This is a genomic window from Nocardia abscessus NBRC 100374, from assembly GCF_000308455.1.
Taxonomy (GTDB): Bacteria; Actinomycetota; Actinomycetes; order Mycobacteriales; family Mycobacteriaceae; genus Nocardia; species Nocardia abscessus.
In genome coordinates, this window is the sequence record NZ_BAFP01000109.1 from 121,530 (window position 1) to 148,525 (window position 26,996).

At 68.1% G+C, this 26,996-nt stretch carries 29 protein-coding genes and 1 pseudogene; 18 read left to right on the plus strand and 12 right to left on the minus strand.

Annotated features, from left to right (window positions below):
- The first annotated feature begins 96 nt into the window (after positions 1-96).
- Positions 97-1,221, plus strand: a complete 1,125-nt coding sequence (locus tag ON19_RS22415; RefSeq protein WP_255218404.1) for an ABC transporter substrate-binding protein — start codon at positions 97-99, stop codon at positions 1,219-1,221.
- Positions 1,222-1,325: 104 nt separating this feature from the next.
- Here the strand turns inward: ON19_RS22415 and ON19_RS45175 are convergent, their stop codons facing one another.
- Positions 1,326-1,718: an EamA family transporter gene (locus ON19_RS45175; protein ID WP_498043920.1), complete on the minus strand. Its 393-nt coding sequence runs from the start codon at positions 1,716-1,718 to the stop codon at positions 1,326-1,328.
- 330 nt (positions 1,719-2,048) lie between these two features.
- On the opposite strand from ON19_RS45175, the gene ON19_RS42115 reads away from it, so the two are divergent.
- The 3 genes from ON19_RS42115 (at position 2,049) to ON19_RS42120 (ending at position 3,070) form a co-directional block, all read left to right on the plus strand.
- Entirely contained in the window at positions 2,049-2,186 is a 138-nt protein-coding gene (locus ON19_RS42115; RefSeq protein WP_157229793.1) for a hypothetical protein, read from the plus strand.
- Between the two features lie 102 nt (positions 2,187-2,288).
- Positions 2,289-2,819 carry an MmpS family transport accessory protein gene (locus ON19_RS39095; RefSeq protein WP_051169180.1) on the plus strand — a complete coding sequence of 177 codons (531 nt, stop codon included), beginning with the start codon at positions 2,289-2,291 and terminating at the stop codon, positions 2,817-2,819.
- Positions 2,820-2,896: 77 nt separating this feature from the next.
- On the plus strand, positions 2,897-3,070 hold the full coding sequence (locus tag ON19_RS42120) for a hypothetical protein (RefSeq protein WP_157229794.1): 174 nt from the start codon (positions 2,897-2,899) through the stop codon (positions 3,068-3,070).
- Positions 3,071-3,180: 110 nt separating this feature from the next.
- On the opposite strand, the gene ON19_RS22430 is transcribed toward ON19_RS42120, so the two are convergent.
- The 6 genes from ON19_RS22430 to recQ all read right to left on the minus strand — a co-directional run bounded on the left by ON19_RS22430 (position 3,181) and on the right by recQ (position 7,888).
- Positions 3,181-3,642, minus strand: coding sequence for a hypothetical protein (locus ON19_RS22430; RefSeq protein ID WP_043696207.1), 462 nt, complete (start codon positions 3,640-3,642; stop codon positions 3,181-3,183).
- Between the two features lie 127 nt (positions 3,643-3,769).
- Entirely contained in the window at positions 3,770-3,964 is a 195-nt protein-coding gene (locus ON19_RS42125) for a hypothetical protein (protein WP_157229795.1), read from the minus strand.
- Between the two features lie 60 nt (positions 3,965-4,024).
- The gene (smpB, locus tag ON19_RS22435) at positions 4,025-4,498 is read right to left on the minus strand and encodes an SsrA-binding protein SmpB (RefSeq protein ID WP_043696209.1); all 474 of its coding nucleotides are present in this window, start codon (positions 4,496-4,498) and stop codon (positions 4,025-4,027) included.
- 56 nt (positions 4,499-4,554) lie between these two features.
- Positions 4,555-4,797, minus strand: a complete 243-nt coding sequence (locus tag ON19_RS42130; RefSeq protein WP_157229796.1) for a WLR motif membrane protein — start codon at positions 4,795-4,797, stop codon at positions 4,555-4,557.
- Positions 4,798-4,864: 67 nt separating this feature from the next.
- Positions 4,865-5,971 (minus strand): metallophosphoesterase, encoded by a 1,107-nt coding sequence (locus tag ON19_RS22440; protein WP_227954647.1) that lies wholly within the window; start codon positions 5,969-5,971, stop codon positions 4,865-4,867.
- 42 nt (positions 5,972-6,013) lie between these two features.
- Positions 6,014-7,888 carry a DNA helicase RecQ gene (recQ, locus tag ON19_RS22445; protein ID WP_043696444.1) on the minus strand — a complete coding sequence of 625 codons (1,875 nt, stop codon included), beginning with the start codon at positions 7,886-7,888 and terminating at the stop codon, positions 6,014-6,016.
- A 195-nt stretch (positions 7,889-8,083) separates the two neighbouring features.
- Here recQ and ON19_RS22450 point away from each other — a divergent pair, with 195 nt between their 5' ends.
- Both ON19_RS22450 and ON19_RS22455 read left to right on the plus strand, forming a co-directional pair.
- Positions 8,084-9,055, plus strand: a complete 972-nt coding sequence (locus ON19_RS22450; protein ID WP_043696212.1) for an NHL repeat-containing protein — start codon at positions 8,084-8,086, stop codon at positions 9,053-9,055.
- 66 nt (positions 9,056-9,121) lie between these two features.
- Positions 9,122-9,652 (plus strand): GNAT family N-acetyltransferase, encoded by a 531-nt coding sequence (locus ON19_RS22455; RefSeq protein ID WP_227954646.1) that lies wholly within the window; start codon positions 9,122-9,124, stop codon positions 9,650-9,652.
- Positions 9,653-9,713: 61 nt separating this feature from the next.
- On the opposite strand, the gene hisN is transcribed toward ON19_RS22455, so the two are convergent.
- Positions 9,714-10,499, minus strand: a complete 786-nt coding sequence (gene hisN, locus ON19_RS22460; RefSeq protein WP_043696217.1) for a histidinol-phosphatase — start codon at positions 10,497-10,499, stop codon at positions 9,714-9,716.
- Positions 10,500-10,550: 51 nt separating this feature from the next.
- Entirely contained in the window at positions 10,551-11,147 is a 597-nt protein-coding gene (locus ON19_RS22465) for an NADPH-dependent FMN reductase (protein WP_043696220.1), read from the minus strand.
- Between the two features lie 142 nt (positions 11,148-11,289).
- On the opposite strand from ON19_RS22465, the gene ON19_RS22470 reads away from it, so the two are divergent.
- From ON19_RS22470 to ftsX, 6 genes are all read left to right on the plus strand, one after another.
- Positions 11,290-12,150 carry a helix-turn-helix transcriptional regulator gene (locus ON19_RS22470; RefSeq protein ID WP_043696223.1) on the plus strand — a complete coding sequence of 287 codons (861 nt, stop codon included), beginning with the start codon at positions 11,290-11,292 and terminating at the stop codon, positions 12,148-12,150.
- A 437-nt stretch (positions 12,151-12,587) separates the two neighbouring features.
- The gene (prfB, locus tag ON19_RS22475; RefSeq protein WP_043696447.1) at positions 12,588-13,703 is read left to right on the plus strand and encodes a peptide chain release factor 2; all 1,116 of its coding nucleotides are present in this window, start codon (positions 12,588-12,590) and stop codon (positions 13,701-13,703) included.
- Positions 13,704-14,564: a mechanosensitive ion channel family protein gene (locus ON19_RS22480; protein ID WP_043696228.1), complete on the plus strand. Its 861-nt coding sequence runs from the start codon at positions 13,704-13,706 to the stop codon at positions 14,562-14,564.
- Positions 14,565-14,580: 16 nt separating this feature from the next.
- Positions 14,581-14,706, plus strand: a complete 126-nt coding sequence (locus ON19_RS43920) for a hypothetical protein (RefSeq protein WP_255218405.1) — start codon at positions 14,581-14,583, stop codon at positions 14,704-14,706.
- A gap of 84 nt (positions 14,707-14,790) precedes the next feature.
- On the plus strand, positions 14,791-15,480 hold the full coding sequence (gene ftsE, locus ON19_RS22485) for a cell division ATP-binding protein FtsE (protein WP_043696231.1): 690 nt from the start codon (positions 14,791-14,793) through the stop codon (positions 15,478-15,480).
- Positions 15,480-16,385 carry a permease-like cell division protein FtsX gene (gene ftsX, locus ON19_RS22490; RefSeq protein ID WP_043696238.1) on the plus strand — a complete coding sequence of 302 codons (906 nt, stop codon included), beginning with the start codon at positions 15,480-15,482 and terminating at the stop codon, positions 16,383-16,385. Before ftsE ends, ftsX begins: the two co-directional genes overlap by 1 nt.
- Before the next feature lie 229 nt (positions 16,386-16,614).
- On the opposite strand, the pseudogene ON19_RS44730 reads toward ftsX, so the two are convergent.
- Positions 16,615-17,118: pseudogene (locus tag ON19_RS44730) on the minus strand (hypothetical protein); the annotation flags it as partial.
- Here ON19_RS44730 and ON19_RS22500 point away from each other — a divergent pair.
- Positions 17,015-18,406 (plus strand): acyl-CoA dehydrogenase family protein, encoded by a 1,392-nt coding sequence (locus ON19_RS22500; RefSeq protein ID WP_043696244.1) that lies wholly within the window; start codon positions 17,015-17,017, stop codon positions 18,404-18,406. The pseudogene ON19_RS44730 and the gene ON19_RS22500 sit on opposite strands and share 104 nt — an antisense overlap.
- 33 nt (positions 18,407-18,439) lie before the next feature.
- Entirely contained in the window at positions 18,440-19,663 is a 1,224-nt protein-coding gene (locus ON19_RS22505; protein ID WP_043696248.1) for an acyl-CoA dehydrogenase family protein, read from the plus strand.
- Positions 19,664-20,128: 465 nt separating this feature from the next.
- Here ON19_RS22505 and ON19_RS22510 read toward each other — a convergent pair whose 3' ends face one another.
- Positions 20,129-21,040 carry a phosphatidylinositol mannoside acyltransferase gene (locus ON19_RS22510; protein ID WP_043696251.1) on the minus strand — a complete coding sequence of 304 codons (912 nt, stop codon included), beginning with the start codon at positions 21,038-21,040 and terminating at the stop codon, positions 20,129-20,131.
- A gap of 411 nt (positions 21,041-21,451) precedes the next feature.
- Between ON19_RS22510 and ON19_RS22515 the strand changes: the two genes are divergently transcribed.
- Positions 21,452-22,087 carry a hypothetical protein gene (locus ON19_RS22515; RefSeq protein ID WP_227954645.1) on the plus strand — a complete coding sequence of 212 codons (636 nt, stop codon included), beginning with the start codon at positions 21,452-21,454 and terminating at the stop codon, positions 22,085-22,087.
- Positions 22,088-22,279: 192 nt separating this feature from the next.
- Positions 22,280-22,678, plus strand: a complete 399-nt coding sequence (locus ON19_RS22520; protein ID WP_218006467.1) for an ArsR/SmtB family transcription factor — start codon at positions 22,280-22,282, stop codon at positions 22,676-22,678.
- Here the strand turns inward: ON19_RS22520 and ON19_RS22525 are convergent.
- Positions 22,646-23,248 carry a carboxymuconolactone decarboxylase family protein gene (locus ON19_RS22525; RefSeq protein ID WP_051169182.1) on the minus strand — a complete coding sequence of 201 codons (603 nt, stop codon included), beginning with the start codon at positions 23,246-23,248 and terminating at the stop codon, positions 22,646-22,648. The genes ON19_RS22520 and ON19_RS22525 overlap by 33 nt on opposite strands.
- Positions 23,249-23,500: 252 nt before the next feature.
- On the opposite strand from ON19_RS22525, the gene ON19_RS22530 reads away from it, so the two are divergent.
- Together ON19_RS22530 and ON19_RS22535 are read left to right on the plus strand one after the other, a co-directional pair.
- Positions 23,501-25,126 (plus strand): acyl-CoA synthetase, encoded by a 1,626-nt coding sequence (locus ON19_RS22530; protein WP_043696254.1) that lies wholly within the window; start codon positions 23,501-23,503, stop codon positions 25,124-25,126.
- Between the two features lie 176 nt (positions 25,127-25,302).
- Complete coding sequence (locus ON19_RS22535; protein WP_043696257.1) at positions 25,303-26,961, plus strand: acyl-CoA synthetase; 1,659 nt, start codon at positions 25,303-25,305, stop codon at positions 26,959-26,961.
- The last annotated feature ends 35 nt before the right edge of the window (positions 26,962-26,996 follow it).

Below are 26,996 nucleotides of genomic sequence, written 5' to 3' on the forward strand. Positions count from 1 at the left end.
GGGTGTTCGACTTCGACGCCCGCCGCCACACCGGGTGTCACCCGCGAACCATGTCCACACGCGATCCACCGCGACAAGGGCTGTATCTATCTGGGCGTGTTGTCGGACCTGAACAACGGCCCCTTCGCCCCGCTCGGAAAGTCCTTGCAGGAAGGGCAGCTCGCGTTCTGGAACGAGGTGAACAAGCAGGGCGGTATCGGCGGCTACGAGATCGACATCGCCGCCTACACTCGCGACACCGCCTACGACCCGCGCAGGCACGTCACGGAATTCGCGAACGTTGCGCCGCACGTGCTGGCGCTCGCGATGAGTTTCGGGACCGCGCAGACGCTGGCCGTCCTGCACGAGATGGACGAGGCGGACCTGGTGACCGGGGCGGGCACGCTCTGGTCGGGCTGGCAATATCGCTCCACCGACCGCGACCTGGTGTTGGACGACGGATTCTCGTACTGCACCGAAGCCGTGCTCGGCCTGGACTGGTTCGCGCAGAACCATTATCAGCCGCGCAGCCTCGGCGTGGTCGCCTACCGCGGCAACTACGGCGGCGACTACGCCAGCGGAGCGCTCAAGTGGGCGTTGGACAACGGCGCGACGATCACCTCGCGCATCGACACCGGACCCAACACCGAGGTCGGTAATCAGGACTACCCGGTCGCCGAGATCATGGCCGACCCGCCCGACGTGGTCCTGTTGGCCACCGGGCCGGGCGAAGCCGCCGAGATCGTCGGCAAACTGGCGAGATCCGGCTACGAGGGCCGGTTCCTGGGGTCCACTCCGACCTGGAACAGCGCGCTGCTCAAGACTCCGGCCGCGCCCGCGCTCACGGCGCTGTACAACTACACCTCGCCGTTCGACGGCTGGGACGGCACGAGCACCGGAGCCCAACGCGCCAGGAACGCCGCGACCAGCGAACCGACGAACTTCGGCTACAACCTGGGCTGGGCGATCTCCTATCCGATGAAGGCGCTGCTCACCAAGGCAGCCGAGTCGGGTCGTCTGGACCGGCCGACCCTGCGCAAGGCCCTGGCCGGGCTCACCGTGGATTCCGAAGGCATGGCGGCGCCGCAGATCTACGGCCGCGACGAACCCGACGTGGCAGCGCAGCGCGCGGTGGTCAACGTGCCCGACCCGTCCACGTCACTGGGTTCGCGCACGGTGGTCGCCGATTACCGCAGCCCCACGTTGAAGCGGATCGCGATGCGCGAGCCCTGCACGCGGTGATTCGCGCTCACTCAGGCGGCGGGCAGTCCTTGTGGCACCCGCCGCCCGAGTGATCTGGCCTGTGCCGCAACCGTATTCGCTCAGGCGGCCGAGCAGGTGTGCCGTCAGGCTGCGGCGATGAGTGCGACCGCTGCCAGCGCGAGGGCCAGGCCGACCTGCTGCTGCCGGTGGACCCGCTCGCCGAGCAGCGCCATCGCCAGCAGCACGGTCACCGCTGGATACAGCGAGCCGATCACGCTCACCAGCGACAGCAGCGATCCGTGGAAGGCGTACAGCAGCGCCGCGTTGCTGATCACGTCGAGCACGCTGATATAGCAGGCCAGGCGTAGCGGTTCGCCGCGTAGCCGACCGAACTCCCTGGCGGCCAGTGCGGTGAGCCACACGACCGCGGTGGCCGCGACACGCTGCATCAGCAGCGGCCACAGTCCCGAGTCCGGCGAAGTCTTGTGCAGGAAGACGAAAGCGAAGCCGTACGCGACGCCGGATCCGATGGTCAAGGCGGCGACCTTGCGAGTGAACCGCAGTTCGCGGGCGCCGGGTGATCTCCTCGGTCACGTCGTCGGGCGACTCCCGGCTCACCAGGAGCACCGCGACCAGTGCGAACACGACCCCCGCGAAGGCGAGCGGACCGGGGCGCTCGCCGGTCAACAGCCCGACGAGCACTGGAATGCCCGCGACGAGCACCGCCGTCAGCGGCGACACCACCGCCATCGGACCATCGGCCAGCGCGGCGTAGAACCACCACACCGCGACACCGCTCGCGACGCCCACCGCCGCTCCCCACGCCAGCGACGCGGGGTCCGCGGTCCCCGACACGAGGTCCCGTGGTGATCCGGTTCGATGTGCCGGACGAGTGCGCGAAGAACATGCCCCACGAGATGGAGTTGCTGGCCGACTTCATGGAGCCGCTGGCGAAGTGGCTGGCCGAGCGCGGTGGCGGCGTGTCCTACTCCAACACGCTGTGACCCCAGTAACACGCCTTGGCCGTGCGCGATGTGCAGCCGACAGCCTGTACACAGGGCTATCCAATCGCAGGGGGGATCCCTGCCGAACCCCGAGGGGAATCCATGACCGGTCCGCAGTACCCGCAGCAGCCATACGGGCAGCAGCCGTACCCGCCGCCCTATCCGCAGCCGCCGCGGAAGCGGAAGGTGTGGCCGTGGATCCTGCTCGCCGTCGTAGTGCTCGTGTTCGGCGGGTGTGTGGCGATCATCGGCGCCGCGGGCAACGAAGCCGCCAAGGCCATCGACGCGGCAGCGACCTCCATCCAGTCCGCTGCTGAAGCGCCGCCGGACGCGCCGATCCCGCCGTTGACGCCGAAGCCGGGAGGGAAGGGCAAGACCGTCGTGTACGAGATCATCTCGGATTCGGATCTGCGGTCGGTCACCTACTGGGATGAGAACTCCGAGCTTCAGCAGCTGCCCGGCGCGGATGCTCCGTGGACGATGACGGTCACCAACACTTCCACCTACGCGATCACCGGTGTGGGCGCGCAAACCAACGGCACCAGCGTCACCTGCCGTGTTGTGGTCGACGGGAAGGTGAAGGACGAGAAGACCTCCACCGGGAAGTATGCGGTCGTCAACTGCACAGGCTAGACCTTGAACGCAAGAAGCCGCCCCGGCCACGACGGTTGGGGCGGCTTTCTGTCGGTGGAGCGTGCCACGATGAGCGGATGCGGCAGCACTACATCGGCCCCGACGGTCGCCCCGCCGAGCCGGGGACGCTCATCCGCCAACCCGACGGGCGCGCCGCGGAGACCCGCCCGGTGCGCTGCCCCAACGGCCACCCACTCGCCCACGGCACGTTCACCCGGCTGGAGAGACGACGGACAGCACCCCAGACATGACGAAAGCCGCCCCGGAGTTCGGGGCGGCTTTGTTGTGCGTGGTCTACTTCGGCGGGTGGTCTGGCACTGTCACCCGCTCGGTGGGGTACACGCCGTTCTGGGCCATCTGCTCAGCCGACAACGGCGGCCCGCCCGGTTGGAGGTCGATACCGCCGAATAGCAGCATCCTGCCTACCGCGCCACAGGCCGTCCTCAGCCAGCTCCCACGGGTCGTTGTCAGCGGCCTCGACGTACACGCCCGGCTCGATCGGAAGCATCAGTATCATGCCCGCCGAAGCCGCCAGCGACCGCACACCCCGGCTGGCGCGACGCTCCTGCGCCGAGACCGCGTCGATTGTGGACCGGATCGTCGCCGACCGTAAGTGCTCCGGCGCAACCTCCCGCGCTTCATACAGCGACTCGATCGCCGCGTCCACCTCTCCCAAGCCGAGGTACATTCGCGCCTTGTCCACCCAGTAGTAGGCGGTCCGCTCTTTGGCGTAGCCCTTCGGCAGTTGGATACTGTCCACGATGCGGCCGGCCTGACCGAGGTCCCCCAGATCGATCGCGGCGGAAAGCTGGTGCAGCTTCACATTGGTCGGCCCGACGACGGTCTCATGAACGATGCGGTCTTTGCTCCCCGCGAAGTCCGCAGCCCTCGGCCAGGTGCGAGTTCTCCGCGTCCCGGTTGTTGACGACCGCCGCGATCGTGCCCCGCCTTCATGTGCAATGCGGAATACACCGCGCACGCGGCGGGATCGTCACGCGATGCGAGTGCTGGGTCTCGTTGATGGTCCTGCCGAGCACGACTATGGCCTGCTTGCTCGCGCTGATACGGGCCAGCGCGGCCGCCCGCAGGAATGGGTCATCGCGATCAGCAGTGGTCGCCGGAGTGAGCAGCAGCCCATTCCACACCGCCGTAGAAATCGCTCACGCCGTAGCCCACCGCGGCTGCCAACGCGAGCAGGACGGCGGTCACCTGATGCCTTTGATCCGCCGTCCTAGCTCGCGGGTGACCTCTCGCTCGGCGGTGCGCCGGGCCAGGTCCTGACGCTTGTCGTAGTCCTGCTTACCCCTGGCCAGCGCCAGTTCGACCTTCACCTTGCCGTCGGAGAAATACATCGACAGCGGCACCAGCGTCTGGTTGCCCTCCCGCGACTTGCCGACCAACCGCTCGATCTCGCGCTTGTGCAGCAGCAGCTTGCGCACCCGGCGCGGCGAGTGATTGGTCCAGGTGCCGTGGCTGAACTCGGGGATGTGCAGCCCGCGCAGCCACACCTCGCCGTTGTCCACCGTCGCGAAGGCGTCCACCAGCGAGGCCTTGCCCTCCCGCAGGCTCTTCACCTCGGTGCCGACCAGCGCGATCCCGGCCTCGTAGACGTCCAGGATCGTGTAGTTGTGCCGCGCCCGGCGGTTGGTCGCGATGACCTTGCGCCCCTTCTCCTTCATAACGGTCCACTCTAAGTGACCCGGCAACCAATTTATTCCCGCAGGTCGCGGACGCGCTAGCCACCCTGATGCAGCACGATGTAGAGCGCGAGGACAGCGAGGAACACTACAAGCAGGGCCACTGTCGACATCCGAGGTGCGCCGGGACGCTCCGGCGGCGGGCGGCGCCGCAGCCACACGTTCTCGACCGACGGATCGCTCCTGCCCCGGACGTGCGGCGGCGCGTCCGCAGCCTCACCCCCCGCGGAGCCGGAGGAAACATCTTCGCGCTCATCGCTGGAACCCTCACCCGGTGCCATAGCCAGCACGGTAGCCGCCACGACGGCGACGCGCCGCAATTCCCGCTCCGCGCAACACAGTTGGAACTCAGGCCAGGCGCCGCCGGAACGCCTCGGCGGATGCGCCGGTCGCCAGGTCGACCGTGTGCACGCCCAGCTCGACCCCGCCCTGCGTGAGTTCGAGCACCATGAAGCCCAGCTCGTGGTGGTTCTCGTACAGCGCACTGTGGCCCGCGCTCGCGCCGAGCCGCGGTTCGGCGCCCACCGTCTTCGCGGCTGCGCCCGACACGATCTGCCTGGTTCCCTTCGACGCCGCCGTGGGTTCGAGCACTTGCAGCGAGTGATCGTGCCCGGACAGGATGAACTGGCACCGGCCGATCACATGGTCTTCGATGAAGCGTTTCACGTGCACGCCGTTGATCGGCTCGACGGACAGGCCCTCGTAGCGGCCCGCGTCTCCGTGCGGGCCGTTGCTCAGATACGGCTGGTGCGTGCAGGCGATCTTCCACGGGGCGGGCGACTCGGCGATGGCGCGGTCGAGCCAGTCGCGCTGCTCGTTCATGAACTGGCCGTCGACCGCCCAATAGGGCGAGAAGATCGGTGGCACGTAGGCGGCCAACGGATTGACGTCGAGGACGAAGAACTCGACGACGGGGTTGCGCTCCGGAATCCGCACCGAGTAGTAGCGGCTCGGCATCCACCAGCGCCGTGAGTTGGCGTGGTACTCCACCTCGGCATTGCCGCGCAGCAGCCACCCGCCGTCGCCACCGAGAACCGAGCTGTTGTCGTGGTTGCCCAGCACCATCAGCCACGGGAAGTCCAGTCCGGCGTTGGGGTTCTCGAACTTGTCGGCGAACTGGACGTCGGCCGCGCTGTCGGGCCCGTGCTCGTAGATGTTGTCGCCGAGACCCAGTGCGAGCGAGACGGGTTCACGGCCGTGGTACGCGCGCATGGCGTCGGCAACCGCCCATTGGGTGCGGGTGCCGGTGCCCGCGTCGCCGGTCACCAGCACCCGCACCCGGTGGTCGTCCGGAAAGGGGAATTTGGTGACGCCCTCGGCGACGGGTACCGCCTGCGCCGGTGTCCGGCCGACCAGCGTCGCCCCGGCCGCGAGGGTGGCCGCGCCGGCCAGGAACTCCCGGCGCCCGATCGTCTCGCTCACGCTGTCCTCCACAGTCTTCGGCGGTTCGGCCACCGACCATCCTCGCCCATCGGTGCACCGCGCGCTTACGACGGCTCACGCGGCGGCGAGCACTTCGAGCACCTGCTCTCCGTATTTCGCGAGTTTGTTCTCGCCGACACCGCTGACGCCGCCGAGCTGGGCCAGGCTCGCGGGCTTGCGGGCCGCTATCTCGCGCAGGGTGGCGTCGTGGAAGACGACATAGGCGGGAACGCCCTGTTCCTTCGCGGTGGCCGCGCGCCATTCGCGCAGCTTCTCGAACAGCGGCAGATCGGTGGGTGTCAGGTCGGCCACTGCCTCCTTGGCGGCCTTCGCGGCCCGCGCGGGCCTGGGCGCGCGTTCGGGTTCGCGGCGCAGCAGTACTTGTCGTCCGTCGAACAGCACTTCGCTGCTGGCCTCCGTGAGCGTCAGCACGCCGTAGTCGCCGTGGACGGCCAGCAGCCCGTGGGCCAGCAACTGCCGCACCACGCCGCGCCATTCCGTGTCGCGCAGATCGGTGCCGACGCCGAAGACCTTCAGTTCGTGGTGGTCGTGCTGCACGACCTTGGGGTTCTTCTTGCCGAGCAGGATGTCCACGATGTGGCCCGCGCCGAAGCTCTGGCCGCGTTCCCGCTTCAGGCGCAGCACCGTGGACAGTAGCTTCTGCGCGGCCACCGTGCCGTCCCAGGATTGCGGCGGGGCCAGACAGGTATCGCAGTTGCCGCAGGGCAACCCGGGCTCGCCGAAGTAGGCGAGCAACTGGGTGCGGCGGCAGGCGACGGTCTCGCACAGCGCGAGCATTGCGTCCAAGTGCAGCTGCAGCTGGCGGCGGTGGGCGGCGTCACCCTCGGAGGAGTCGATCAGCTTGCGCTGCTGCACCACGTCGCTGAGCCCATAGACCATCCACGCCGTGGAGGGCAATCCGTCGCGGCCGGCGCGGCCGGTCTCCTGGTAATACCCCTCGACCGACTTCGGCAGGTCGAGATGGGCGACGAAGCGCACATCGGGTTTATCGATGCCCATGCCGAAGGCGATGGTCGCGACCACGACCAGCCCGTCTTCGCGCAGGAAGCGCGACTGGTTCGCCGCGCGGGTCCGGTTGTCCAAGCCCGCGTGGTACGGCACCGCGGAGACGCCGTTCTCGGTGAGAAACGCCGCGGTCTTCTCCACCGAGTTGCGCGAGAGGCAGTAGACGATGCCCGCGTCGCCCGCATGCTCGGTGCGGATGAATTCCAGCAGCTGGCGCTCGGGACGGTTCTTCGGCTCGATGCGGTACTGGATATTGGGCCTGTCGAAGCTGGACACGAAGCGGCGGGCGCCGCCGAGGTCGAGACGCTGGATGATCTCGTCGCGCGTCTTCTCGGTGGCGGTCGCGGTCAACGCGATCCGCGGGATGTCCGGCCACCGCTCGTGCAGCACGGAAAGACCCAGGTAATCGGGACGGAAGTCGTGACCCCACTGGGAAACGCAGTGTGCTTCGTCGATGGCGAACAGCGCGATCTTGCCGCGGTCGAACAGCTGCGCGGTCGAGTCCAGGCGCAACCGCTCCGGCGCCATATACAGCAGATCGAGTTCACCCGCGACGAATTGCGCCTCGACGGTCCGGCGCTCGTCGGGGTACTGGGTGGAGTTGAGGAACCCCGCGCGCACGCCGAGGGCGCTGAGCGCGTCCACCTGGTTTTGCATGAGGGCGATCAATGGCGAGACCACGACACCGACGCCGGGGCGCACCAAAGCGGGCACCTGGTAGCAGAGCGACTTGCCGCCGCCGGTCGGCATGAGCACCAGCGCGTCGCCGCCGTCGATCACGTGCCGCACGATCGCGTCCTGGTCGCCGCGGAAGCTGTCGTAACCGAAGACTCGACGTAGAACCTGTTGCGCCGCAACGGATCCGGCGTCCGATCCGGACGCGTCTTCGACCGCTACAGCCGCGAAATCATCGGGGGGAGTCACCCGGCCCATCCTACGAGCGCCTCGACGGCACGGTACCGGTACGGTTCGGCGTTCGCCCTGCTGGGCGGCCGAGTTGTGCACATGTGCACAACCAACGCCGAAGTTTCCCGTCATGGCCGCTGACCTCGTCGTTTCCCCACCCCGGCGGAAATTCCCGGCCCGGGCGTCTCCTTCGACGCTGTTAAGTTGTGGCTCATGGCAACAGGGATTGGGACCAGGGCACGCGCGGCGATGCTCACCGCCGTCGCCGTGGCCGCCGCGGTCACCGCGGCACTGCCTGCGGCGCGGGCGGAGACATTCCCCGCGATGTGCTCGGACGGCTGGGAGGCCGGCACCGTCGTCGAGGGAGTCGGCAACCTGGAGAATCTCGATTCCGACGGGCAGGGAGGTTTCTACGTCACCGGCCTGATGGACGGTTATCTGGCGCATGTCGACCGCGCCGGGCGGATGAAGAAGCTGGTCACGGATGTGCACCGCCCCGCAGGTGTGCGCGTCGCCGGGCGCTACGTCTACTTCCTCACCGGCGACGGGCTCAGCGAACCCCCGGGCACGCTCCAGCGCTACGACGTCGAGACCGGCGCGGTCAGTGTCCTGCTCACCGGGCTGAACGGGCCGAACGGCCTGCTGTTGCTGCCCGACGGCAGCCTGCTGTTCACCACCATCGGCCTGAACGGTACGAACGGGATCTCCCGCTACTGGCCCGAGACGAACGAGTACGAGCGGGACTGGTCGAGTCTGCCGCCCGCCAACGGCCTCGCGCTGGCCGCCGACGGCGAGTCGGTCTACGTCGACACGATGACGATGCAGATCCTGCGCGTCCGACTGGACGATCCGGCGCACCCCACGGTCGTCTCCGGCATCCCGGACCTGGTCGCACTGCCCGACGACATGGAGGCCACCCGAGCCGGTGCGCTCTTCGTCGCCGACCATATTCTCGGCGCCGTCTATCGCGTGGATACGACCACCGGCGCCACCTGCGCGATCATCACCGGCTTGATCAAGCCGGGCCCGTTCCGCAACCCGCCGGACGGCGCCACCTCGGTCCGCATCGACCGCGACGGTGACTCCTGGGCATTGTTCGTCACCAGCATGGACGGCACGCTGCGGCGTTTGCGCCCACCGGCGGGCATCGACCTCACTCCCGCGAATCCCACGCGGGCCGGATAGTTCTGGCTGTACTTCGGGAATCCCGAGGTCACCGCCCTGGTGTATCCATCGGAGGAAGGAAAAGCCGTGGTCGAAACAGCGCCGATGGTGGCGGCCACCGCGATGGACGCCACGGACATCGCACGACTGCGCGATCGGCTCGCGCAGTGGATGGTCGACAACGGCATCGGGCAATGGGTGCCGGGCGAGTACGCGGTGGCGGTCGTCGCGGAGGAGATCGCGAGGGATGAGTGGTTCGTGTGGCGCGACGAGTCCGCGGCGCTCGTGGCCGCGGTTCGCCTGATCTGGCGGGACCCGGAGTTCTGGGGCGCGGACGACGACACCGAGGCCGGTTACGTCCACGGTCTGATGGTCGCGCCGGAATACCGGGGCCGCGGGCTCGGCCCGCGAATCCTCGGGTTCTGCGCCGCGCACACACTGGCTCACGGCGTCACCCGCCAACGCCTCGATACCGCTTCGGACAACCAGGTACTCCGGAAGTATTACGCCACACAGGGTTTCATCGAACTCCGGGAGACGAGACTGCCGCCCCAGTTCCACGGCACCACTCACGTCGTCCTGATGGAGAAGCTCCTGGATACGCCAGAGGTGCCTTAGCCGACGGGGCCCGCGACCATGTCGCCTCGGGTCCGCGCACGGCGGCGCGAAAACGGAGCGGTCAACCGCGCAGGCGGTCGAGAACCTCGTCGTGCAGCAGGCTGTTGGTGGCGATCGCGTCGCCCCCGTGCGGACCGGGTTTGCCGTCCAGCGAGGAGAAACGCCCGCCCGCTTCCCGGACGAGGATGTCCAGGGCGGCCAGATCCCACAGGGAGACCTCCGGTTCGGTGGCGATGTCGACCGCGCCTTCGGCGAGCAGGCAGTAACTGAAGAAATCGCCGTAGCCACGCACGCGCCACACGTCGTCGGTCAGGGCGAGGAAATGCTCCCGCAGCCCGCGGTCGCGCCAGCCGGACAGGCTGGAGAACGCCAGGCTGGCCGAGCCGAGTTCGCCGACGGCGGAGACCGAAATCTGTTCGGCGGCTCCCTTTTCGAAGCTCGACCAGGCGCCCGACCCCGCCGCCGCCCACCAGCGCCGGACCAGGGCGGGCGCGCTCACCACGCCGACGACCGGTTCGCCGTCTTCCAGCAGCGCGATCAGCGTCGCCCAGATGGGCACTCCCCGCACGAAGTTCTTCGTGCCGTCGATCGGGTCGACCACCCATTGCCTTCCGCTGAATTCGGCGGCGCCGCCGAATTCCTCGCCCAGTACCGCGTCGTCCGGCCGTGCCTCGGACAGCACCTGCCGGATCGCCCGCTCCACGGCCAAGTCGGCGTCCGACACCGGCGTCAGATCCGGCTTCGCGTCGACCTTCAGGTCCAGCGCACCGAAGCGCGCCCGGGTGATCGCGTCGGCGGCATCGGCCAGCCGCAGGGCCAGTTCGAGATCGGAGGAGTACACAGCCACGCCCCGCACCCTATCGGCCCGCCCGGTCACTCCCCCTTTCCGTCCCAGCGCCTACGCCACGGTCTCCAACGACCGGGCCGCCGCCAACGCGCTCGCCCACCAGTGCAGCTGGTCGAGCAGCGTCGTCGCGGCAGCCGCGGGCTCTTCGGGCTCCAGCAGCGTTCCCTGGTCGTCGAAGAGCAGGTAGTAGCGCGGGAAAGACACATAGTTGCGCACCGTATGCGCGTTGAGTTCGTTGAAGATCTGCCGCAGGTGCTCGATGGCGAGCAGGCCGCCGGAGGCCCCGCTGTAGCCGACGAAGCCGATCGCCTTCGCGTTCCACTGGGTGAAATGCCAGTCGATGGCGGCCTTGAGCGAGGCGGGGACGCTGCGGTTGTAATCCGGCGTGACGATGACGAACGCATCCGCCTCGTCGAGCCGACGGGTGAGTTCCGCCATGCCGTCCGGGCGCGGCGGATTCGGATCGAGCGCCGGGGGCACCGCGGGCAGGTCGAGCGGAAGGTGCGCCTCGGCCAGATCGATGACGTCCACCTCGAACGAACCGTGCCGCCGCGCCTGTTCGGTGAACCACGACGCGACGACCGGTCCGAAGCGTCCCTCCCGGACGCTGCCGATGATCACCGCGAGCTTCAGTGGGGTGTGGGACATGTCGCATCTCCTCGGATGACAGAACGACCCGGGCGGGCCGCGGAACCCACACTGCTGTGCGGCACGCAGGGCAGGGAGACCGCCGTAAGAGTGGTAGTGACAGGGACACCCTCGCGACGTTCCGTCTTGTTAGGTTCGACGGGTGAGCGACAACGAACTCGGGCTCTTCCTGCGCACCCGCCGCGAAGCGGTGACGCCCGCCCAGGTCGGCCTGCCCGCCGGTCCACGGCGGCGCACCCCCGGGTTGCGCCGCGCCGAACTGGCCACCCTGGCCGGGGTGAGCGTGGAGTACGTCACTCGCCTCGAGCAAGGTCGCGACCGGCATCCTTCGCCCCCGGTGCTGTCCGCGCTCGCCGACGCGCTGCGGCTGAGCCCCGCCGAGCGCGTCCATCTGCACCGGTTGAGCAAGTCGGTGGACAGCGGGTTCACCTGTATGGGCGACGCGCAGCCGCTGCGCGAGGTGCGGCCGACGGTGCGCGCGATCCTGGATCGGCTCGAACCCGCGCCCGCCGTGGTGGTCAACCGCCTCACCGAAGTTCTCGCCTACACCGACGGCTACCACCGGCTGATGGCGCCGACCGGTCTCTTCGACGGACCCCATACCCCGGCGAACCTGGCGCGTTTCGTCTTCTGCCTGCCCGGCGCCCGGAACCTCTACGCGGACTGGGAGCACGTCGCCGACGAGACGGTCGCCACGTTGAAGCAGGGCCCGTTCCGCGCCGACCCGCACATCGCCGCCCTCGCCGACGAGCTCACCGTCACCGTGGGCCCGGCGTTCGCCGACCGGGTCGATACGGTGCCCAGCTTGGCCGCCGCCACCGGTATCAACCGCCTCGTCCACCCCGAGGCCGGTTCCCTGCGCCTGGCCTACGAGTTACTCGAACTCTCCGCCGACGACGACCAGCGGGTGATCGTCTACCTGCCTGCCGACGACGCCACCGCCGCCGCCCTCGACGCACTCAACGGACGCCGCCCGGGCGGACTGCACGCGGTCTCGGGCTGACCGGGCGAACCGTCCTCGGCGACGGACCTCGCGGACGAACCGCACCTCGAACACAGAGCCGACGAGTCGCACGAACTCCTTCGGCTGCGCGAACGAAGTGGAGTTCGACACACCGCGCGCGCCACACCGAACCCGTCGGTCGGGCGGGACAACGGAACGGGCGCGGAAGGCGCCGACCTGGCGAAGAGCCGGTCTCTTCCGCTGCGAATTCCAAACAGCAACTGCGCCAAGCGCGGTCGCCGTTTAGGGTAGGAACCCATGAGGCGACCGTCACAGCGCACCGGCCATGGGCCGGGTAGGGAGCGAGTGCGTGACGTCCCGGCGATCACCCCGTTCGGCCCTCGAACGACGGCGCCCACCCGTGGTGAGGCCGCCCCCGGCCACCCGGCGTGCACTCGTGTGCTGCCGCCGCAGAGGGGCAGCTAGGCTTGACAATCGTGCATCCTGACGTTTCCGCTGATCTCGCCGAACTCGACGCCACCCTGAAGACGGTCGAATCGGTGCTCGACATCGACGAGCTGCGCCGTCGTATCGACGAGCTCGAGCATCAGGCCGCCGACCCCGACCTGTGGAACGACCAGGACCACGCACAGCGGGTCACCAGTGAGCTGTCCCACGCGCAAGGGGAATTGCGCCGGGTGGAGGAGCTGCGCCAGCGGCTCGACGACCTGCCGGTGCTCTACGAGCTGGCGGAGGGCGAAGAGGGCGAGGCCATGACCGCAGCACTCGCCGAGGCCGACGCCGAGCGCGCCGCGCTGCACAGCGACGTGGAGGCGATGGAGGTCCGCACGCTGCTGTCGGGCGAGTACGACAAGCGCGACGCGCTGGTGAACATCCGCTCCGGCGCCGGTGGCGTGGACGCCGCCGACTGGGCCGAGATGCTGATGCGCATGTACATCCGCTGGGCCGACCGGCACAAGTACGGGGTCGAGGTCTACGACACCTCCTACGCCGAAGAAGCGGGCATCAAGAGCGCCACCTTCGCGGTGAAGACGCCCTACGCCTACGGCACGCTGTCGGTCGAGATGGGCACGCACCGGCTGGTGCGGATCAGCCCGTTCGACAACCAGGGCCGCCGCCAGACCTCCTTCGCCGAAGTCGAGGTGCTACCCGTGGTCGAGACCACCGACCATATCGAGATCCCGGAGACGGAGATCCGCGTCGACGTGTACCGCTCCTCCGGCCCGGGCGGCCAGAGCGTCAACACGACCGACTCCGCGGTCCGCATCACCCACCTGCCCACCGGCATCGTGGTCACCTGCCAGAACGAGAAGTCCCAGCTCCAGAACAAGATCTCGGCCATGCGGGTGCTGCAGGCCAAGCTCCTGGAGCGCAAGCGGCAGGAAGAGCGCGCCGAGATGGACGCGCTGAAGACCAACGAGGGCGCGTCCTGGGGCAATCAGATGCGCTCCTACGTGCTGCACCCGTACCAGATGGTCAAGGATCTGCGGACGAACTACGAGGTCAACAATCCCTCGGCGGTGCTCGACGGGGACATCGACGGATTCATCGAGTCGGGTATCCGCTGGAGAATGCGAGAGCAGGCGAACTAAATGAATGTCGCGGGAATCCAGGCTATCGCGTCCACCGGTTTCACCACCTGGCTACGCGGTTCCGGCCTGGAGATCGTGCTGCTCATTCTCGGGGCCATCCTGTTCAGTCGGTTCGCCACCTACGTCAGGGACCGGATCACTCGCAAGATCGACGCCGGATTCCGCAGCAGTGACGCACTGGTGCGCACCGAGGCGGCCAAGCACCGCCACGCGTTGGCGCAGGTGATCACCTGGGTGGTGCTGACCATCGTCTACGTGCTGATCACCATGGAGGTGCTGCGGCGGCTCGGCTTCGCCGTCACCGGGTTGGTCGCGCCCGCCGCGGTGCTCGGCGCCGCGCTCGGTTTCGGCGCGCAGCGCATCGTGCAGGATATCCTCGCCGGGTTCTTCCTGATCGCCGAGCGGCAGTACGGGTTCGGCGATGTGGTCCGCATCGCGGTGACTGGAGCCGCGGAGCAGGCGGAAGGTACGGTCGAGGACGTCACGCTGCGGATCACCACGCTGCGCAACGCGGACGGTGAAGTGATCACGGTGCCCAACGGCCAGATCGTGAAGGTCACGAACCTGTCCAAGGACTGGGCACGCGCCGCGATCGACGTACCGGTGGCCGCGAGCGCTGACATCACCAGGGTCAACGAGATCCTGCACGAGGTGGGTACAAAGGCGTACGAAGACGCTCGTCTGAAGCCGTTGCTGCTCGATGAGCCCACCGTCATGGGTGTGGAAGACCTCACCGTCGACCAGATGAACATCCGAATGGTTGCCCGGACGTTGCCGGGTAAACAGTTCGAAGTCGGACGCGAGCTGCGCGTGCGAGTCGCCGCGGCGCTGCGCCGGGAGGGAATCAGTGAGACCACGTAGATCCACGGCGATCCTGATGGCAACCTGGGTCGCCACGTTCGTGCTGTACGTATTCGTCAAACCCGAGGAAACGAGCATCGCGCCGGCCACCCTGGTCAATGCCGTTCCCGCAGCGGTGTTCACCGAAGCGCCGGGCCGCTGAGCCCGGCGGGCCGAGCCGCCGCCGCGCTGTCACCCACGGTTGACGACGCAGGCCGCGTCCGGTTGCTGGTTACACTGGCTCCCCGTGATCACCATGCGGAACGTGACCAAGTCGTACAAGACCTCGACGCGACCCGCGCTGGACAACATCACCGTCGATGTGGGCAAGGGCGAGTTCGTCTTCATCATCGGACCGTCCGGCTCGGGTAAGTCGACCTTCATGCGGTTGCTGCTCAAGGAGGAGACGCCCACGGCGGGCGAGATCAGAGTCGCCGATTACCGGGTCGACCGGTTGCCCGGTCGCAAGGTGCCCAAGTTGCGCCAGCGCATCGGGTGCGTCTTCCAGGACTTCCGGCTGCTGCAGCAGAAGACCGTGTACCAGAACGTCGCGTTCGCGCTCGAAGTGATCGGCAAGCGGCGCCAGTTCATCGACCGCACCGTCCCCGAGGTGCTCGACATGGTCGGCCTCGGCGGCAAGGCCGACCGGCTGCCCACCGAGCTTTCCGGTGGTGAGCAGCAGCGAGTCGCGATCGCGCGGGCGTTCGTGAACCGGCCGCTGGTGCTGCTGGCCGACGAACCGACCGGCAACCTCGATCCCGACACCAGCGGCGACATCATGATGCTGCTGGAGCGGATCAACCGCATCGGCACCACGGTGGTGATGGCCACCCACGACAACCACATCGTCGACGCGATGCGCAGGCGGGTGGTGGAGCTCGATCACGGACGCCTGGTGCGTGACGAGGCGACGGGCGTGTACGGGGTGGGCCGGTAATGCGCGCGAGCTTCCTGTTCGGCGAGGTCTTCGCGGGCCTGCGCCGCAACGTCACGATGACCATCGCGATGATCCTGACCACCGCGGTCTCGCTGACCATGCTCGGCGGCGGCCTGCTGGCTGTGCGCATCGCGGACAAGACCGAGCAGTACTTCCTCGACCGGCTAGAGGTGCGGCTGTACCTCACCGAGGACGTCTCGGCCAACGACCCGGACTGCTCGCTGGACCCGTGCCGCGCGCTCATGGCCGATCTGAAAGCCACCAGCGGCGTGGAGGCGGTCCAGTTCCTCAACCGGGAAGAGGCGGTCCGGGAGGCCAAGGAGAAGACCTTCAAGGACCAGCCCGAACTGGCCAAGTACGTCAGCGAGACGCCGTTGCCCGCCTCGCTGCGCGTGAAGATGGAGAACGCGGAGCTCTACCCCACCATCTACGAGAAGTTCTACGACCGCCCCGGCGTCGGCATGGTGCGCAACGACAAGGACATCGTGGACCGGCTGGTCAGCCTGTTCGACGGGTTGCGCAACGCCGCGTTCGGCCTGGCCGTGCTGCAAGCGCTGGCCGCGGTGATGCTGATCGCGAACATGGTGCAGATCGCCGCGTTCACCCGCCGCACCGAGGTCGGCATCATGCGGCTGGTCGGCGCGACCCGCTGGTATACCCAGTTGCCGTTCCTGCTCGAGGCCGTGGCCGCCGCGCTGGCCGGTTCGTTGCTCGCGATGATCGGCCTGCTCATCGCCCGCCCGCTGGTGATCGACCGCGCCCTCGGCGACCTGTTCGCCAGCAAGGTGTTCCCGCGGATCACCGGCGACGACATCGCGATGACCGCGCTGGTCATCGCCCCGGTCGGCATCGTCTTCGCGGCGATCACGGCCTACGCGACGCTGCGCTACTACGTGCGCGAGTGATCGTCGGAGCCGGTGGCTACCGAGCCACCGGCTCCGCCGCGCCAGGAGTGGATGAGCCCGCACGGGCGCCGACCGCCCGGAACTTCACAGCACGAGGTCGGTCAGCTGATCCCAGTCGAGCTGGATCCGGATCGGCAGGTCGACGGCGAAGGCGGTCCGACCGGTGCCAGGGAATTCCGGCAGCGGCGTATTCACCCATTTTCTCGAGCCGGTCCGTCTTGACATCACTGGGCGAGATCACCTCGACGGCGATCTCGAGATGCCGTGCGGGCATCGACCGGACATCTGCCGGTACGCGCTCGAACACCGCGATGTCGGGACGTCGGATTGTCGCTCGGGGCACTTCCCAGAGCACTACATCGAAATCGTGATCGGCGTCCAGGCGAGCCGACGGATCTTCGGCCATGTACTCCCGTGCGGCCGCCTCGAGCATCGCCAGTAGCCGGTGGACAGCCTTCTGGTTGCCCGGGTTGGTGATTCGCATCGGACCGCATCTCCGTGGCGCGGGAGGCCGCGAGAACGGGTGATGCTGCCTCTCGACGCGCTTCTTACTCGGGAGTAAGATAGCCTTACTCTGGAGTAAGATAGCTGGGGATAGACCGCACCAACCCATCCGAGAAAAACAGGTGATGATGAGCACTCGAGACAGCGCAACGACGCGACGTCCAGACACGTCCGCGGTCGGCATGAACCAACCCAAGCGGGATTGGATGGGCGCGGCGATGCGGGTCATGACGACCCTCACCGGGTCGGAACTCGCCGAGAAGTACAACCTGCGCAAGCCGATCGAGCGCGTCACCTACGAAGGCACCAAGACCGGCTTCCGCACGCTCGGCGCCGCGACGCGCGCCTTCGCCAAGGTCGCGGGCAGCGGTGCGCCGAAGCGCCTGGCCACCAACGAGGCGAAGAACAAGGACTACTTCGACCTGACGCCGACCGACGAACAGCAGATGATCGTCGAGACGGTGAAGGAGTTCGCCGCCGAGATCCTGCGTCCGGCCGCCTACGAGGCCGACAACGCCGCCAAGGCGCCGCGCGACCTGCTCGAGCGCGCCGCCGAACTCGGCATCACCCTGATCAACGTCCCCGAGGAACTCGAGGGTGCGGCCTCCGAGCGCGGCGCGGTGACCAACGCACTGGTCGCCGAGGCGCTGGCGCACGGCGACATGGGTCTTGCCCTGCCCATCCTGGCGCCCAGCGGTGTCGCGATCGCCCTCGCGCAGTGGGGCAGCGACGCACAGCAGAAGACCTACCTGCCCTCCTTCACCGGGGAGAACGTGCCGCAGGCCTCGGTCGTGATCAGCGAGCCGCGTGCGCTGTTCGACCCGTTCGCGCTGGAGACCAAGGCGGTGCGCTCGCCGAGCGGCTACCGCCTCTCGGGGGTGAAGAGCCTGGTGCCCGCCGCGGCCGACGCCGAGCTGTTCCTGGTCGCCGCCGAACTCGACGGGCGTCCGGCGCTGTTCATCGTCGAGTCGGACGCGCCCGGCCTGGTCGTGGAGGCCGACCCGAGCATGGGTCTGCGCGCCGCCGGCCTGGGCAGGCTGATCCTGGACAACGTCGCGGTCGGCGCCGACGCCATCCTGGGCGACGGCGACGCCACGACCCGTGCAGATGAGTACGCCGACGCCGTGCGCCTGGCCCGTCTCGGCTGGGCTTCGCTCGCCGCGGGCACCGGCCAGGCCGTGCTGGACTACGTGATCCCGTACGTGAACGAGCGGGAAGCGTTCGGCGAGCCGATCTCGCACCGCCAGGCGGTGGCGTTCATGGTCGCCAACATCGCGATCGAGCTCGACGGCTTGCGGCTGGTCACCCTGCGCGGCGCTTCCCGCGCGGAGCAGGGCCTGTCGTTCGGCCGGGAGGCGGCGCTGGCCCGCAAGCTCGCCACCGACAAAGGCATGCAGATCGGCCTCGACGGCGTGCAGCTGCTCGGCGGTCACGGCTTCACCAAGGAACACCCGGTCGAGCGCTGGTACCGCGATTTGCGGGCCATCGGCATCGCCGAAGGTGTCGTGCTCATCTAACCGGCCCGTTCCGTTTTCCAGGAGAACTCCCCCATGATCAACCTCGAACTCCCCAAGAAGCTGCGGGCCAGCGCGAATCAGGCGCATCAGGTCGCGCAGGAGATCTTCCGCCCGATCTCGCGCAAGTACGACCTCGGCGAGCACGACTACCCGGTCGAGCTGGACACCATGGCCGCCATGGTCGAGGGTTTGGCCGACTCCGGCACCCAGAAGATCGGCGGTGCCGCCGGTGGCCGTTCCGACGACAGCGACAGCCACGCCACCGAGCTGCTCGGAAACACCAACGGCGGCAACATGTCCGCCTTGCTGAACGCGCTGGAGACGTCGTGGGGCGACGTCGGCCTCATGCTGTCGATCCCCTACCAGGGCCTGGGCAACGCGGCCATCGCCGCCGTCGCCACCGACGAGCAGCTCCAGCGCTTCGGCAAGGTGTGGGCCTCGATGGCGATCACCGAGCCTTCCTTCGGCTCCGACTCCGCCGCCGTGTCCACCACCGCCGTGCTCGACGGCGACGAGTGGGTGCTCAACGGCGAGAAGATCTTCGTCACCGCCGGCCAGCGCTCGACCCACATCGTGGTGTGGGCGACGGTGGACAAGAGCCTCGGCCGCGCGGCGATCAAATCGTTCGTCGTGCCGCGCGACGCTCCCGGCCTCTCGGTGGCGCGACTCGAGCACAAGCTCGGCATCAAGGCCTCCGACACCGCCGTACTGCTGTTGCAGGACTGCCGGATTCCGAAGGACAACATCCTCGGCAGCCCGGAAGTCAACGTGGAGAAGGGTTTCGCCGGGGTCATGCAGACCTTCGACAACACCCGTCCGCTCGTCGCCGCGATGGCGGTCGGCGTCGCCCGCGCCGCGCTGGAAGAGCTGCGCTCGATTCTGACCGCCGCGGGCGTGGAGATCTCCTACGACAGCCCGGCCAACAACCAGCACGCCGCCGCCGCCGAATTCCTGCGGATGGAAGCCGATTACGAGGCCGCCTACCTGCTCGCCCTGCGCGCCGCGTGGATGGCCGACAACAAGAAGCCCAACTCGCTCGAGGCATCCATGTCCAAGGCGAAGGCGGGACGCACCGGCACCGACGTCACCCTGAAGTCCGTCGAACTGGCCGGCGCCATCGGCTACTCGCAGCGCACCCTGCTGGAGAAGTGGGGCCGCGACTCGAAGATCCTCGACATCTTCGAAGGCACCCAGCAGATCCAGCAGCTCATCGTGGCGCGCCGCATCCTCGGCAAGACCAGCGCTGAGCTGAAGTGACCTGGTAGACAACGAAAACCGGTGCGAGTCCACTCATCAACTCGCACCGGTTTTTTCGTGCCCAGGGTTCGGATCATCAGTAACAGCTCGCTCAGGCCGCCTGTCGGCCGTCATCGGGGAATGCTTCCAGCTCAGCGCGGCCTGTGCTGATTCAGCTCGACGCCTTCCAACCGGTCCGGCTACGCGAGTGGATCGGTACGGGATCCCACCCAGTCGCTCAGCTCCGGCACCCGGATCGGCGATTGACAACTCCACAACTCGGCGGTAGGCCAGCGGACAACTCCAGCCGCCCAACATTTTCGGTGTCCCCGCTGCTATAGACCTCGAACCGGATGGTCCGTAGCCTTCGCACCCATGTGGAGCATCGTGCTTATTTCGATTGTCAGTTGTATTGTGATCGCCGCTGGATTCGCGTGGGGGCTGCCCCGCGACTGAGGATGGGCCATCGCTCGCATTCCACGTGGTTCAGTGCACTGCGTTCCGGTTGCGGCGAGCGAGCTGGGCAGCGGTGAGGTCGGCCGTCCAGAGGGGCTGGAGCATGTGCCAGTCGGCGGGGTGCGCGGCGATACCGGCGGCGAATCGGTCGGCCAGCGCCTGGGTGGTATCGGGCACGCCACCGCTGGTGTCGATGGGGGAATCGACGTGGAATCCCCACCCGTCGGGCGTGTACCAGCAGTGCACGGGAAGCAGTGGCGCTCCGGTGTCGATCGCCAGCCGCGCGGGCCCGGCTGGCAGCCGTGCCGGTTCCCCGAAGAATGTGACCGGTACGCCCGTGCCGGACAGGTCGCGTTCACCGAGCAGACCGACTACCCGCCCCTGTCGAATCCGGGTGATCAGCTGTGCGAACGGCGGCGTCGCGGTACCGGTGAGCGGGATGATCTCGAATCCCAAGCGTTCGCGGAAGCGGACGAAGCGCTGGAACAACGATTCCGGGGCGAGCCGCTCCGCGACGACAGTTGGCGAGCCCACGCGTTGCACCAGCCAGACCCCCGCCAAGTCCCAATTCCCGCTGTGCGGCAAGGCGAGCACGGCACCGGTTCCGCGTTCGACCGCGTGGTGGATGTGTTCGAGCCCGGTGGCCGAGGATTCGATGGTGTCGGCCAGTCGCACCGGGTCCATCGATGGCAGCCGAAAGGCTTCGCGCCAGTAGCGGGCATAAGAGCGCAGGCTCGCACGGATGAGTGTCTGTGGCACCGCCTCGGGCGTGGTGCCCAGTACCCGAGACAGGTTGCGGCGCAATTGGTTCGGCCCACCGTCCCGGGCGGCGCGTTCGGCCCCGGCATCGAACAGGCGCACGGCCAGCGGTTCGGGCAGGGCGCGTACCAGCCGCCAACCGGCGGCGTAACCCAGGTCCCATACCCGGCCGGCCGGATCCACTACTCGCCGCCGGACTCGGCCGACCCCGCTTCGTCGGTCGCCACGGAAGGCGCTGCTGCGACGACGTCGCTGAATACGGGCAGCCGAACCGCTCCGACTACCGGCGCGCTGACCTCGGCGGGCTCACTCGGATGGCTGAACAAGGGTGCCCGGTTACTTCGATGCATTTCTGGATTCTCCGCTCACTCGCGATCGATGACGCCCAAATGGGTGGCATACCGCCATACGCGGTCACCAACGCCGCGGATTCGGCGGTCGCCTCGTAAAACCACACTACCCTGGCCAGAACATACGGAACGGTTTTATCGAGAATGTGCGCGCACGCTCACGGTCGGCAGCCGAAACGCTCGCGCCGCCGCTGCCCTTGGACTCCGTACGCCTGCTCCCGTCGAGAAGCACGCCGCTGCATCGATGAGTCAACGACACGATCACGCCATTCGGCGCTCACCCCTGGACAGGGCGCGCACCGAACAGGCAGCCTATCGCCCTGAGTCGCTGGATCGACTAGTCAGCGGACGTATTTCACTCGAGCAGTACCAGAAATTGCGCGCCGCCGCGGCCGGGAATCCGGCGGCCGAGCAGGCGATCGACCGGCTGATCGCCTCCGGTCAGCTCACCGAGGCCGGGTTGGTGGCCTTGCCCGCGCAGCCGTTCCAGATTCCGGCGCAGTCGGATATCGGACGCGGTGAGGGGCCTGGCGTGTACGGGTCCGGTATCGCGCTGGGCGTGGACGGATTCCGGATCGGGTTCTTCGGCGGGCCGGGCACCATCTCACCGAATCAGGGCGGCGCCAAGCTCGAAGTGCTGTGGATCAACCTCGCCAACGGGCGCAGCGGCACCGAATCGCTCTACGAGCACAACGACGTTCCGGTGGACACCACCATTCGCACACGCGCACTCGACACCGGCGCGGGACCGGTGGTCGCCGCGGTGTACGGATCGCTGTGGCATCGCTGGTCGGTACCCGTGAGCGACGTGAACCCGGACGGGTACGCCTACCGGCTGGGCACGATCTCGGTGCCGTCGTTCGGCGCCGTCTACAACTGACCGAGCGCGAAGGCTCCGGCTCCCCGCCGCCACGGGGGCTGGAGCCTTCGGTTTGTCGGACATCACGTAGATCCGTAGCTTTTGCATTCGTGAGCCTGGAAGACCGAGTCGCCGAGCTGGAGCGGCGGCTCAGCGCGCTGGAAGAGAACCTACGGCCGGAGAACCTCCCGGGCGGATACCGAGCAGTGGGCGGTGACCCGCCTGCAGGACGAGTTCGCGGCGGCCGACGAGCCCAACGGCGGAGTCGTCTTCGCCGGATCGGTCCGGCTGCCCAACGATCAGCAACGCGAATGGCAGGCCCGGTTCACCACCGGCGACCTCATCGAGGACGACTGGGCCGAGACCGCGGAATGTCTTGCCGCGCTGGGCAGCCCGGTCCGGCTGCGCCTGCTGCGCGAGATCATGGGCGGGCGGAGAACCGCGGCCGAACTGGCCGGAGTGGACGGTGTCGGCACCTCCGGCCAGATCTATCACCACCTGCGTCAGCTGGCCGCGGTCGGCTGGCTGCACACCGCGGGCCAGGGGCGGTTCGAGGTCCCCGCCGCCCGGGTGGTTCCGCTACTGGTCGCCCTGGCCAGCGCCCGACGCTGAGCCGGGCGCCGCCGCCGCGGCGACGTAACCGCCGGTCGCGAGCAATCCACCGATCTGCTCGTAGGTCGCCCGCTCCCGGGGCGCGACCGTCGCCAGACCGTCGACGTAGCGGTTGAACATGCAGAAGGCGGCCGCGACCAGCACCGCGTCGTGGATGTCCTCGTCCTTGGCGCCGGCGGCACGCGCGTTCTCGACGTCTTCCGGCGTGACGTCGAGCCCCGACCGACGCACCTTGTCCGCGATCCGCAGCAGTGCGCGGAGTTTCGGATCGATGGCGGCGGACTCCACGTCCTCGATGACCGCATCGATCAGGTCACGACCGCCTTCCACCAGCGCCGCCGCGGTCGCGGCGTGCGACTGCGTGCAGAAGTAGGTCTTGTTGCGCGACGACACGTAAGCGGCGATGGTTTCCCGCTCCCCCGGCGTGAGCGGAGAAGTCCCGCGCAGCAGAGTCTGGGCGAATTCGCTCAGCGCCGTGCCGGTTTCGGGTTTGAAAGCGAACAGCCCCCGGATGCCGGGCAGATCACCGGGAACGTCGATGAACGGTTCACGATCCGTCGGATCGGACATTGGCCGCGTCTCCCTTCGAGCGGTCTTCGAGACGTTGCGAGGTTATCCCTACCGGCCGGTAACTGCGGGCAAAAAAGCTGAATCGGACCGAGAACCGCCCCCTACCTGCGGCGGACGCAACCCAACCGAGACGGATTTGTCCGTTTTAGTTGTGACCTGTCACACTCCGCACTGCTACGGTGGCAAGTCAACACGCCGTACCGGTTCGCTAGGTCGAGGACCGACGCGAGGGTTTTGTGGAGGTTATGCGACATGAACTTGGCCCACACGCTGGAGGCCGTGAAGGCGCTAGGGGTGCTGCGCAGCCGGGGTGTTTCCGATCCCAGGAAGCCGCTGGAGACGCTGCGGACGATGAAGGAGTCGCGCATCTACGGCCCTCAGGCGACGCTGATCCGGCACTCCGCGCGGGTGGCCCCGGACGCGCCGGGCATCGTGGACGAGGCAGGTCCGCTGACCTATCGCGAGCTGGACGACCGGTCCACGGCGATCGCACGCGGATTGCAGGCGGCGGGCATCACCGAGGGGATGGTGATCGGCGTGCTCGCGCGCGATCACCGCGGCCTGATCCTGTCCATGGCCGCCGCGGGCAAGCTCGGCGTGCGGGTGGCGCTGATGAACACCGGGTTCGCCAAGCCGCAGTTCGCCGAGGTGTGCGAGCGCGAGAAGGTGAAGGCGGTGCTGCACGACAGCGAGTTCCTCGGCCTGCTCGACGCGCTGCCCGCCGACCTGCCGCGCTACCTCACCTGGGTCGATGAGGGCACCGCACTGCCCGGCGGCGCGCAGACGCTCGACGACCTGGTCGCCGCCAACTCCACCGAGCCGCTGCCCGCGCCGAGCAAGCCCGGCGGCTTCATCATCCTGACCAGCGGCACCACCGGCCTGCCGAAGGGCGCGCCGCGCACCAAGGTCACTCCGCTGTCCACGGCGCAGCTGGTCGACCGGATCCCGTTCCCGCAGCGCGGCACCCAGGTGATCGTCTCGCCGATCTTCCACAGCACCGGCCTGGCCACCTGGTTGGTCGGGGCGGCCCTGTCCAACAAGGTGGTGGTGCGCCGCCGGTTCGACGCCGAGGCGACGCTCGCCATGATCGCGGAGCACAAGGCCGACATGCTGGTGGCGGTGCCCACGATGCTGCACCGGATGGTCGAGCTGGATCCGGTGATCCGGGCGAAATACGACACGTCCTCGCTGAAGGCGATCGTGCTGGCCGGTTCGGCGCTGTCCCCCGAACTCACCATCAAGGCCACCGAGGCGTTCGGTCCGGTGCTCTACAACCTGTACGGCTCGACCGAGTGCGCCGTCGCGACCGTGGGCACCCCCGAGGACCTCGCCCTCGCACCCGGCACCGTCGGTCGCGCGCCGATCACCTGCGAAGTGCGGCTCTACGACGACAACGACCAGCGCGTCACCGCCGTCAACACCACGGGCCGGATCTTCATCCGCAGCGGCGCGCCGTTCGAGGGGTACACCGACGGCAGGCACAAGCAGATCATCGACGGCTACATGTCCAGCGGCGACGTCGGCCATTTCGATGAGAACGGCCTGCTGATGGTCGACGGCCGGGACGACGACATGATCGTCTCCGGCGGCGAGAACGTCTTCCCGCAGGAGGTGGAGAACCTGCTGCTGGAACGGCCCGACATCTTCGACGTCGCCGTGGTCGGCGTGGACGACGTGGAGTTCGGAAAGCGGTTGCGCGCCTTCGTCGTCCCGGAGCCGGGCCACTCGCCGGACGGCGAGGAGATCAAGGCGTACGTCAAGAACACCCTGGCGCGCTACAAGGTGCCGCGCGAGGTGGTCTTCCTCGACGACCTGCCGCGCAACGCGACCGGCAAGCTGCTGCGCCGCGTGCTGGTGGACTACGAGGTCCAGGCCTGATCGACGGGCGGGGTGAGTGGCGCGCTCACCCCGCTACCAGCAGGTAGCTTGCGCTGAGATACGTGACACATCCGGTTACAGGAGCTTGCTAGTGTAAGCACCAGCACTGGCACTCGAAATTGCGGTTCGCACCACTCGGAGGATCACCGGGTGGCACCGCCGGAAGGTTGTCGTCGATGTCTCTTTCCCTCCCCGCGCTGGGTGGCACCGCCCGCAAGGCGGGCGATCTGGCCCTCGGCGTGAACGTGATGGTCAAGCGGCGGCTGTTCAATCCGCTGCGCCCCGACCATGCGGCGCGCTCGGCGTTCAACGTCTTGAAGTTCGGACCGTTCGCCGGTGTCGTCATGCACGCCGCGCAGACCAGGCCCGATGCCGCGGCGATCGTCGACGAACGCGGAGAGCTGACCTTCGGCCAGCTCAACGAACAGTCCAACGCTCTGGCCCGCGGCTTGCAGAGCAAGGGCATCAATCCCGGTGACGTGGTGGCGATCCTGGCGCGCGATCACCGCGGCATGGTGCTGAGCCTGCTGGCCACCGGCAAGCTGGGCGTGCGCGGGGTGCTGATGAACACCGGATTCGCCAAGCCGCAGTTCGCCGACGTGGCCGAGCGCGAGCAGGTCAAGGCGGTGCTGCACGACAGCGAGTTCATCGACCTGATGAGCGCCATCCCCGCCGCGATCCCGCGCATCCTGACCTGGGTGGACGAGAAGGACAACGCCGACCCCGCGATCGCGACCATCGACTCGCTGATCGCCGGGCAGTCCGGCGCTGCGCTGCCCACCCCCGCCAAGCCGGGCGGCATGATCATCCTGACCAGCGGCACCACCGGCACCCCGAAGGGCGCGCCGCGCGACCGGGTGAGCCCGTTCGCGTCCGCGCAGTTCATCGACCGGGTGCCGCTGCCCAACGGCGGCACCATGATCATGGCGGCGCCGATCTTCCACGGCACCGGCCTGTCCCAGTTCACCCTCGGTCTCGCGCTGGGCAACCGGGTGATCTTCCAGCAGCGCCGCTTCAACCCCGAGGTGACGCTGGCCAATATCGCGAAGTACCGGGCTGATTCGCTGGTCGTGGTGCCCACCATGCTGCAACGCATCCTCGACCTCGGCGACGACGTGCTGGCGAAGTACGACGTCAGCAGCATCAAGGTGATCTTCGCGGCGGGCTCGGCCATCGCGCCGGACGTGGTGACCCGCACGCTGGACCACTTCAACGACAGCCTCTACAACCTCTACGGCTCCACCGAGTGCGCCGTCATGACGGTCGCGACCCCCGAGGACCTGCGCAAGGCGCCGACCACGGCGGGCAAGGCTCCGGTCGGCATCCGGATCGTGCTGCTGGACGAGAACCGCAAGCCGATCACCGAACCGAACGTCACCGGAACCATCTTCGTGGACAACGGCTTCGCCTTCACCGGCTACACCGACGGCCGCACCAAGGAAGTGGTCGACGGCATGATGTCCAGCGGCGACGTGGGGCATTTCGACGAAGACGGCCTGCTCTACATCGACGGTCGCGACGACGACATGATCGTCTCCGGCGGCGAGAACGTCTTCCCGCTCGAGGTGGAGAATCTCATCGCGGGCCGCGACGACATCTTCGAAGCCGCGGTGGTCGGCGTGGACGACCGCGAGTTCGGCAAGCGGCTGCGCGCGTTCGTCGTTCCGGGCCCTGATTCCAAGCGCGACCCGCAGGAGATCAAGGACTACGTCAAGGCGAACCTGGCCCGCTACAAGGTCCCGCGCGAGGTCGTCTTCCTCGACGAGCTGCCCCGCAACGCGACCGGCAAGCTGCTGCGCAAGCCGCTGATCGAGATGGAGGTCGACGCGGGCTGATCGGCGCGCGTCCGGGGTCTGCCGGGCGGCGCGCT

Excerpts from the sequence above, each read along its gene's own strand:
- ON19_RS39095 (WP_051169180.1), top strand. The coding sequence starts at position 2,289 with ATGACCGGTCCGCAGTACCCGCAGCAGCCATACGGGCAGCAGCCGTAC.
- ON19_RS42120 (WP_157229794.1), top strand. The coding sequence starts at position 2,897 with ATGCGGCAGCACTACATCGGCCCCGACGGTCGCCCCGCCGAGCCGGGG.
- smpB (WP_043696209.1), bottom strand. The coding sequence starts at position 4,498 with ATGAAGGAGAAGGGGCGCAAGGTCATCGCGACCAACCGCCGGGCGCGG.
- ON19_RS42130 (WP_157229796.1), bottom strand. The coding sequence starts at position 4,797 with ATGGCACCGGGTGAGGGTTCCAGCGATGAGCGCGAAGATGTTTCCTCC.
- ON19_RS22450 (WP_043696212.1), top strand. The coding sequence starts at position 8,084 with ATGGCAACAGGGATTGGGACCAGGGCACGCGCGGCGATGCTCACCGCC.
- ON19_RS22465 (WP_043696220.1), bottom strand. The coding sequence starts at position 11,147 with ATGTCCCACACCCCACTGAAGCTCGCGGTGATCATCGGCAGCGTCCGG.
- ON19_RS22480 (WP_043696228.1), top strand. The coding sequence starts at position 13,704 with ATGAATGTCGCGGGAATCCAGGCTATCGCGTCCACCGGTTTCACCACC.
- ON19_RS43920 (WP_255218405.1), top strand. The coding sequence starts at position 14,581 with ATGGCAACCTGGGTCGCCACGTTCGTGCTGTACGTATTCGTCAAACCC.
- ftsX (WP_043696238.1), top strand. The coding sequence starts at position 15,480 with ATGCGCGCGAGCTTCCTGTTCGGCGAGGTCTTCGCGGGCCTGCGCCGC.
- ON19_RS22500 (WP_043696244.1), top strand. The coding sequence starts at position 17,015 with ATGATGAGCACTCGAGACAGCGCAACGACGCGACGTCCAGACACGTCC.
- ON19_RS22505 (WP_043696248.1), top strand. The coding sequence starts at position 18,440 with ATGATCAACCTCGAACTCCCCAAGAAGCTGCGGGCCAGCGCGAATCAG.
- ON19_RS22515 (WP_227954645.1), top strand. The coding sequence starts at position 21,452 with ATGAGTCAACGACACGATCACGCCATTCGGCGCTCACCCCTGGACAGG.
- ON19_RS22525 (WP_051169182.1), bottom strand. The coding sequence starts at position 23,248 with ATGTCCGATCCGACGGATCGTGAACCGTTCATCGACGTTCCCGGTGAT.
- ON19_RS22530 (WP_043696254.1), top strand. The coding sequence starts at position 23,501 with ATGAACTTGGCCCACACGCTGGAGGCCGTGAAGGCGCTAGGGGTGCTG.
- ON19_RS22535 (WP_043696257.1), top strand. The coding sequence starts at position 25,303 with ATGTCTCTTTCCCTCCCCGCGCTGGGTGGCACCGCCCGCAAGGCGGGC.